We start from the raw sequence: 7155 nt of genomic DNA on the forward strand, positions 1-7155 counted from the left end.
GCTCGTTCTGCCAGGTCACCGAAGCAAAATGCAGTGTCCTGCCGCCATTCAGATTGGCCATCGACTTGGCCATCAGATCGGTCACGACAGGCCATTTGTAGAAGACCCGCAGCATGTTCTTCGATTCCGCCAGGCCAGGCGTGTTTGCAAAAGTCTGTGAGTTCGTGCCTTGCATCAGCACGACATCGCCATTCTGGATCTTGAAGCCCGCTGTGGCTGCGTCCGCGAAAGTCGGATACTCGCGAAGGTCCACGAGCAGCTGATCGGGACAATCCGTCGAGACGATGATCTGCAGCCTGCCGCAGATCAGGGTCGTCAATTTGTTCCCGGCGACATCGGCCGGTCTCAACTGGCCCGTGCGCAACTGGCGCGCAACATCGTCGGTGATGTTGGCCATCACTTCCTGGCCGGCAAAAGAGATGCAGCTTTCAAGGATGCCAAAGACCAGAAGCGCGAACGGCAATGCAAGAATTGCGAATTCGATGGCCGTGCTGCCACGGCGGTTGCGAACGAAGCGCTTCAAAAATCCGAAGCGCTCCACCTTGTGCTGACCTGTCGAGCCGAATTCGTTGCCCATACCTTGTTCCTGCCACCCCTGGACGGTTCCGACAGGTGTATTAGCGCAAACCAATTGAGGTCCGGTTTGAATGATCGTTAAAGTCGGCGCGAGTGTCTTAACCGGCCGGTAACCTGGGCGGCTCCCAGAGCGACGTAAGCCTATTTGCTAACGCTCATCTCGGCCTCGGAGGATTTTTCAGCCTCGCTCTTGTAAGAGCTTTCGCAATAGGGCGTGCAAGACATGGTCTGGACCTCGGCACGCCGGTAAATACGAACCGACGAGGCTGCCTGCCGCACGACGGTAACCTGTGCGTCGACAATCGGGCTGCCCTCCTGGTCGAGAACAACGAGATTGGTGACACCGAAACCCTTGCCGGTGAGCACGATCGTCGAGGCGTCCTGAACCGAGGCATCGGCGATTGCCGGGTTGCCGACGACGATCGTGTCGGCGGGACGCGACAGTTTCACGATCTTGGCCTGATTCATGGTGACTTCTATATCGGCAGCCGCAATGGCGGGCGTGATCAAGCTCGTGGCGGCAAGAAGCACGGCAATCAGGATTGAGGATCTCTGCACGGCCATCGAGGCGCTCCACAAGCAAACTGTTCAACGGAACATGAACGAGATTGGTGAACCAACGGTTAAGTCGGCTTGCTTGTGCCGGATGTGGCGATCGGCATGGTTGCTCGCATGGCCAGATCCACGCCGAGTTGCAAACTTCCTCAAGCCCTTGCCTTTTGCGGCGTTGGCCTAGGGCACGGTACTTTAGCCGGCACTTAGCATGGAGTTAACCACGCACTCCGATCGCGCCGGGAAAGGAATCGGTAAGGCTGTTTATTAAGCCGATCGAAAGAGCTTCTCCCTAGATTGGCAAGCATCCGATCAACCATCACAGAAGTTGACGGAAGTGCTGTAACACGTGGAGTAGGAGCTCTCAAAYGTCTAACCTTTTTGCACGTTTCGTGAAGGACGAATCCGGCGCGACCGCTATTGAATATGGTCTGATCGCCGCCCTCATCGCGCTTGCCATCATCACCGGCGCCGGCGCCCTTGGCAACGCAATCAACGCCAAGTTCACCTCGATCGGCACCACGCTGAACTCCAGCGGCAGCTGATCTGCCGTACTGCTGACAATCAGCTTGTTTGTTACAGCAAGGGCCGCCCACTGGCGGCCCTTGCTTCGTTTCACCTGCTTCACAGCCAGTTCTGGTCCCGATTTTTAGGGAACCACCTCATCAATCGTTAATTGAAAATACCTAGGCTTGGCTCATTGGAATTGAACCTTAGGCGCGACACCGATGCTTGAAGCYCTGATYTTCGTYGTCTTTCCGTTYTGCATGCTKTTTGCCGCGATCTCCGACAYGCTGTCGATGACGATYGCCAACCGCGTGYCGGTSCTGCTTKTSGYYGTCTTCGCSCTGGTYGCGCCGCTGACGGGTATGGAMTGGGCAGCCTATGGTTGGCATTTCGCCGCCGGTGCCCTGGTCCTTGCCGTGACCTTCGGCCTGTTCGCGATGGGTGGCATGGGTGGAGGCGATGCCAAGCTGCTGGCCGCAACGGCCGTGTGGATGGGGTTGAACATCCATCTCGTCGAATACCTTGTTGTCTCGACAATGATCGGCGGCCTGCTGACGCTCGCCATCCTGCTTTATCGGAAGTYGCCGCTGGCGGTTATGACCGGCCGCAATGCATTCCTGCGTCATTTCGCGGATGACACCACCGGCGTTCCCTATGGGATCGCACTCGGCCTTGGCGGCCTGCTGACCTATCCGGATTCGCCCTTGATGGTGTGGGCGCTGGCAAGGCTTGCAAGCTGAACACGATCTGATTTCCGTCACCCCGGAGCGCGTTGCCCGACCGCTTTGAAAAGAGCAGTGGCCGGGCTCTTTGCGTGCGTGGCGGCGCGATCCAGCTAATTTATGTAAACCTTAAATTAATCACGATCGTAAGCATTACATTAACCTTGTTTTGACGATTGCCGCTGCAAAGTCCGGCTTGGCTACGTGGTTTGCCAAGGGCGAGGGTTCGGACAGATGCCAGCATCCCGACTGATTATTCTGAGCGTGGCGGTGGCCGCGGCGGGCGGCGCTGGCTATGTCGCAAAAAATATGGTCGCTGCCCCACCGCCGCAGATCGTCGTCGATTCCGGGCCCCAGGCTCCTGCCGTGCCCCTGCAGGACGTTCTTGTGCTCTCGGGTGATGTCTTGATGGGTAACGCGCTTCAGAACAACATCTCCTGGCAATCTTGGCCGGCCGACGGCGTCAACGCGAATTTCATCACCAAGACCAATGCTCCCGACGCCCTGGAGAAATTGAAGGGGTCGATTGCCCGTGTGCCGATGTACGCGGGCGAGCCCGTGCGGCGCTCCAAACTGATCGGCGAGGGGCAAAGCTTCATGTCGTCCATCCTGCCTTCCGGGATGCGGGCGGTCGCCACAACCATATCGGCCGACACTTCGGCCGGCGGTTTCATCCTTCCAAACGATTTCGTCGACGTCATCATGACCCGCAGGGCCGATGCCAGCGGTGGCGGCACCGGTTTCAACACCGAAACCATCCTCAAGAACATCCGCGTCCTGGCAATCGACCAGACCATCCAGGAGGACGAGGAGGGCAAGAAGACCAGGGTTGGCCAGACCGCCACGCTGGAGCTCACGCCCAAACAGGCGGAGATCATCACCGTCGCCCAGCAGATGGCGGATCGCCTGACGCTGGCGCTGCGGGCGATCACGGACACCCAGGAAAAGAATGTGGACGAGGCCGACTATCTCGTTTCCGGCAATGGCCGCAAGGGAACGGTGAGACTGATCAAGTCGGGTGAAGTCTCCGAAGTAGGGGCAAGGAAATGAGGCTAAGCGGTAAACTGCCGGCAATCGCAGCCGCGGCATTCGGCCTGCTGCTCGTCGGAACGAATGTGCAGGGCGTTGCCGAGGCGAAGAGCACGCAGGTGACGGCTACGACCGCCACCCAGCGCGTCAAGCTTGGCCTCAACAAATCGGTGGTCATAGACCTGCCAAGCGATGCCTACGACATTCTTGTCGCCAACCCGACCGTTGCCGATGCGGTGACCCGCACCGCAAGGCGTATCTACCTGTTCGGCAAGGCGGTCGGCGAGACCAACATTTTCGTCTTCGGTCCGAACGGCGAACAGATCGCCAGCCTGGACCTGGCCGTCGAACGCGACGTCGCCGGCCTGGAGGATTACATCAAGCGCTTTATTCCGACCTCGGACGTCAAGGTGGAACTGCTGAACGACAACGTCGTYCTGACCGGMATGGTCGATACGCCGCTGGACGCCAAACGCGCMGTCGAYCTTGCGACGATCTTCGTCTCGGGCGGTGAGGCGACSACCGGACAATATTCRCAGACCGCRGCCGGCGGCTCGGCCCAKAGCGGYGTCGACATCAACAAYCCGGACCAGGAACGCCGTAYCAGCAAGATCGTCAACCTGCTGCAGATCATTGGYGAYGATCAGGTCACGCTCAAAGTGACGGTCGCCGAAGTCAGCCGCTCGGTGATGAAGCAGCTTGGCGTCAACATGGTCGGCAGCGGCAACAGCAACGGCATCAGCTGGAATGCGCTGACTTCTCCCGCCTATGGATTGGGCAAGCCGCTATCGCAGTTTTCAGGCCTTAACCTCGGCAGCGCCACCTCGCCTTTTCAGGCCTACATCAATGCGATGGAGCAGTCCGGAGTCATGAAGACCCTCGCCGAACCGACGCTGACGGCGGTGTCGGGTGAAAAGGCGACATTTAAGGTCGGCGGTGAGTTCAATATCATTACCGGACGTTCAAGCAACGTCTCAAGCGACAACCAGACGGGTCAGGTCACCTACACCAATCAGCAAATTGAATACGGCATTGGTCTGGAGTTCCAGCCGGTCGTGCTGTCGGCCGGCCGCATCAGTCTCAAGGTCAGGACTTCCGTGTCTGAGCCGACTATGGAAGGCGCCACCACCTTGGAGGGAGTAGGCAGCCTGCCCGGAACCACCTTGCTCTCGATCCGCAAGCGCTTGGCAGACACCACGGTCGAACTTCCTTCCGGCGGATCCATGATGATCGCCGGCCTGGTTCGCGACGACGTGCGTCAAGCGGTCTCCGGACTGCCAGGCCTCACCAAGATTCCGGTCCTTGGCTCCTTGTTCCGCAGCCGGGACTTCGTGCGCAACGAAACCGAGCTGGTCATCTTCATCACGCCCTATCTGGCGAAGCCCGTGGCACGCAACGATCTCGCCAAGCCGGACGACAATTTCAACCCTGCAAGCGATGGTGCCGCCATGTTCCTTGGCAAGGTCAATCGCGTCTACGGCACCATGCAGACCGACAAGCCCAACGGCCGGTACCACGGCGTTGTCGGCTACATCTACAAGTGAATGGGGAAGCGGACATGTCTCAGTCAGCGTTGAAGACCAGGACCATCGCCACGACGATGCGAGCACTGCCGATCCTGGCGGTGGCGGTGACGGCGTTGCTGGCCGGCTGCGCCCAGCGCGACAGCATTACCGTTGGCGCCATTCCGGACGACTATCGCACCAACCATCCGATCGTCATCGCCGAGAAGAACCAGAAGATCGACCTGCCTGTCGGCGCCGGCGACCGCGGCATGACCGGCTCGCAGCGCGACACGCTGCTCGGTTTCCTCGACGGCTATGACAAGAGTGCCGCGCCGACATTGACGATACAGATACCCAGCGGATCGGCCAATCAGGTCGCCGCGACGGCGGCCGGCCGTGATTTCGCCAGGCTCGCGGTCGCCAGCGGCATCAAGCGCAACCGCATCGTCGTGGTCTCCTATCAGGCCGGCTCGAGTGAGACATCCGCCCCGATCCGCGTCTCCTTTATCGCGGTGAGAGCCCAGACTGACAAATGCGGTCGTTGGCCCGACGATCTGGTCGAGACCACGGAAAACAAGCACTATGCCGACTTCGGCTGCTCCTATCAGAACAATCTCGCGGCCCAGATGGCAAACCCGGCCGACCTGCTCGGGCCGCGCAAGCAGACCACCATCGACGCGGAAAATCGTGGTGCGGTGATCGATGTCTACCGCAGCAGAGGCATTTCGGATGAATTCCTCGGCAATTCGGAAGTGACGTACTGAGCCGAGCCCTCGAGGAAGAGAAGCCACGGAAAGAGCATGACCATGAGCAACCTTGCCTATGACGCCACCGTGGACGGCGGTGATACCTCGTCGCAGGACATCGCCGCGATGCAGGCATTGCGCCCGGTTCCGCGCATCTCGATCCAGGCATTYTGCGAGACCGAAGGCGTTGCCAATCCGGTCGAGCGCGCCGGCGAGGACCGCCGCATGACCAAGGCGCATCTCAAGGTGCATATGGGCGGCGTTGCCACGGCCATCGAGTTCTATCAGTCGGCGCCGACGCCGAACCTGATCCTGCTTGAGTCGCGCAGCGAACCCAAGCAATTGCTGGAGCAGCTCGCCCAGCTTTCGGAATACTGTGATCCATCCTCGAAGGTGGTGGTGATCGGCCACTACAATGATGTCGGTCTCTATCGCGAGCTCATCCGTTCCGGCATCTCCGAATATGTCATCGCGCCGGTGTCGATGGCTGACATCGTCAGTGTCGTGTCGTCGATTTTCGTCGATCCGGAGGCCGAACCGCTCGGCCGTTCGGTCGCCTTCGTAGGCGCCAAGGGCGGCGTCGGCTCTTCCACCATTGCCCACAACGTAGCCTGGGCAATGTCCACCCTGTTCAAGTCCGAGGTCGTCGTTGCCGACCTCGACCTCGCCTTCGGCACGGCCAACATCAATTTCGACCAGGATCCGGCACAGGGCATCGCTGAAGCGGTGTTCTCGCCTGAACGCGTCGACGAAGTCTATCTCGACCGGCTGCTGACTCAATGCGCCGAGCACCTGTCGTTGCTCGCGGCGCCCTCGACGCTGGAACGCGTCTACGACTTCGATCCCGATGCCTTTGCGCAGCTTGTCGATACCGCGCAGCGCAGCGTTCCGCTTCTGGTGCTCGACGTTCCCCATATCTGGACCGGCTGGGCCAAGAACACGCTGGTGAAGGCCGACGAGATCGTCATCACGGCGACGCCGGAACTGGCCAATCTGCGCAACACCAAGAACCTGGTCGACATGCTGAAGCGGCTTCGCCCCAACGACCCACCGCCTAAGCTGATCATCAACCAGGCCGGTGTGCCCAAGCGGCCGGAAATTTCACCGGCCGATTTCGCCGAGCCGCTCGGCCTGACGCCGATGTCGGTCATCGGCTTCGATCCGTTGCTGTTCGGCAATGCAGCCAACAATGGGCGCATGCTCGGCGAGATGGATGCCAAGAATCCGGTTGTGGCCATGATCAATGAGATTGCTCATGTGCTGACCGGCCGCAGCGAGATCCGGACGAAAAAGAAGGCTGGCCTGGGCAGTCTGCTCGGCAAGCTCTCGCGAAACAAGAAGTGACGCAGTGGGGTCGGTAGTCGATCATGTTCGGTAAACGAGGCAACGACGACGGCAACCGGTTCACGCCGGAATTCCGCCAGCCAGCACCGGCGCCGGCCGCGCCGCCGCCCTCGGGTTCGGCGGACACGGCGGTTCTGGCCGCCCGGCCCGCGGCAGCGCCGCAGCCAAGCGCAC

The 7155-nt window shown here is 60.2% G+C and carries 8 protein-coding genes and 1 pseudogene; 7 read left to right on the forward strand and 2 right to left on the reverse strand.

Annotation, left to right across the window (positions count from 1 at the left end):
* Together AC1DX0_RS27620 and AC1DX0_RS27625 are read right to left on the reverse strand one after the other, a co-directional pair.
* Positions 1–577, reverse strand: a 577-nt coding sequence (locus tag AC1DX0_RS27620; RefSeq protein ID WP_477357573.1) for a TadE/TadG family type IV pilus assembly protein, incomplete at its 3' end; no start/stop codon positions are given.
* 140 nt (positions 578–717) lie between these two features.
* A complete protein-coding gene (locus AC1DX0_RS27625; protein WP_477223001.1) occupies positions 718–1140 on the reverse strand; it encodes a pilus assembly protein N-terminal domain-containing protein in 423 nt (140 codons plus the stop codon).
* Positions 1141–1520: 380 nt separating this feature from the next.
* On the opposite strand from AC1DX0_RS27625, the gene AC1DX0_RS27630 reads away from it, so the two are divergent.
* The 7 genes and pseudogenes from AC1DX0_RS27630 to AC1DX0_RS27660 form a co-directional block, all read left to right on the forward strand.
* Entirely contained in the window at positions 1521–1673 is a 153-nt protein-coding gene (locus AC1DX0_RS27630; RefSeq protein WP_477357575.1) for a Flp family type IVb pilin, read from the forward strand.
* A gap of 183 nt (positions 1674–1856) precedes the next feature.
* The gene (locus AC1DX0_RS27635) at positions 1857–2375 is read left to right on the forward strand and encodes an A24 family peptidase (protein ID WP_477357578.1); all 519 of its coding nucleotides are present in this window, start codon (positions 1857–1859) and stop codon (positions 2373–2375) included.
* A gap of 216 nt (positions 2376–2591) precedes the next feature.
* Positions 2592–3407, forward strand: coding sequence for a Flp pilus assembly protein CpaB (gene cpaB / locus AC1DX0_RS27640; protein ID WP_477222999.1), 816 nt, complete (start codon positions 2592–2594; stop codon positions 3405–3407).
* Complete coding sequence (locus tag AC1DX0_RS27645) at positions 3404–4930, forward strand: type II and III secretion system protein family protein (protein ID WP_477357580.1); 1527 nt, start codon at positions 3404–3406, stop codon at positions 4928–4930. The genes cpaB and AC1DX0_RS27645 overlap by 4 nt, the downstream gene beginning before the upstream one ends.
* Before the next feature lie 14 nt (positions 4931–4944).
* Positions 4945–5655 carry a CpaD family pilus assembly protein gene (locus tag AC1DX0_RS27650; protein WP_477222997.1) on the forward strand — a complete coding sequence of 237 codons (711 nt, stop codon included), beginning with the start codon at positions 4945–4947 and terminating at the stop codon, positions 5653–5655.
* Between the two features lie 36 nt (positions 5656–5691).
* A complete protein-coding gene (locus AC1DX0_RS27655; RefSeq protein ID WP_477222996.1) occupies positions 5692–6981 on the forward strand; it encodes a CpaE/TadZ family protein in 1290 nt (429 codons plus the stop codon).
* Positions 6982–7004: 23 nt separating this feature from the next.
* Positions 7005–7155: pseudogene (locus AC1DX0_RS27660) on the forward strand (CpaF family protein); the annotation flags it as partial.

It is taken from the genome of Mesorhizobium sp. P3_A9 (genome assembly GCF_056402975.1).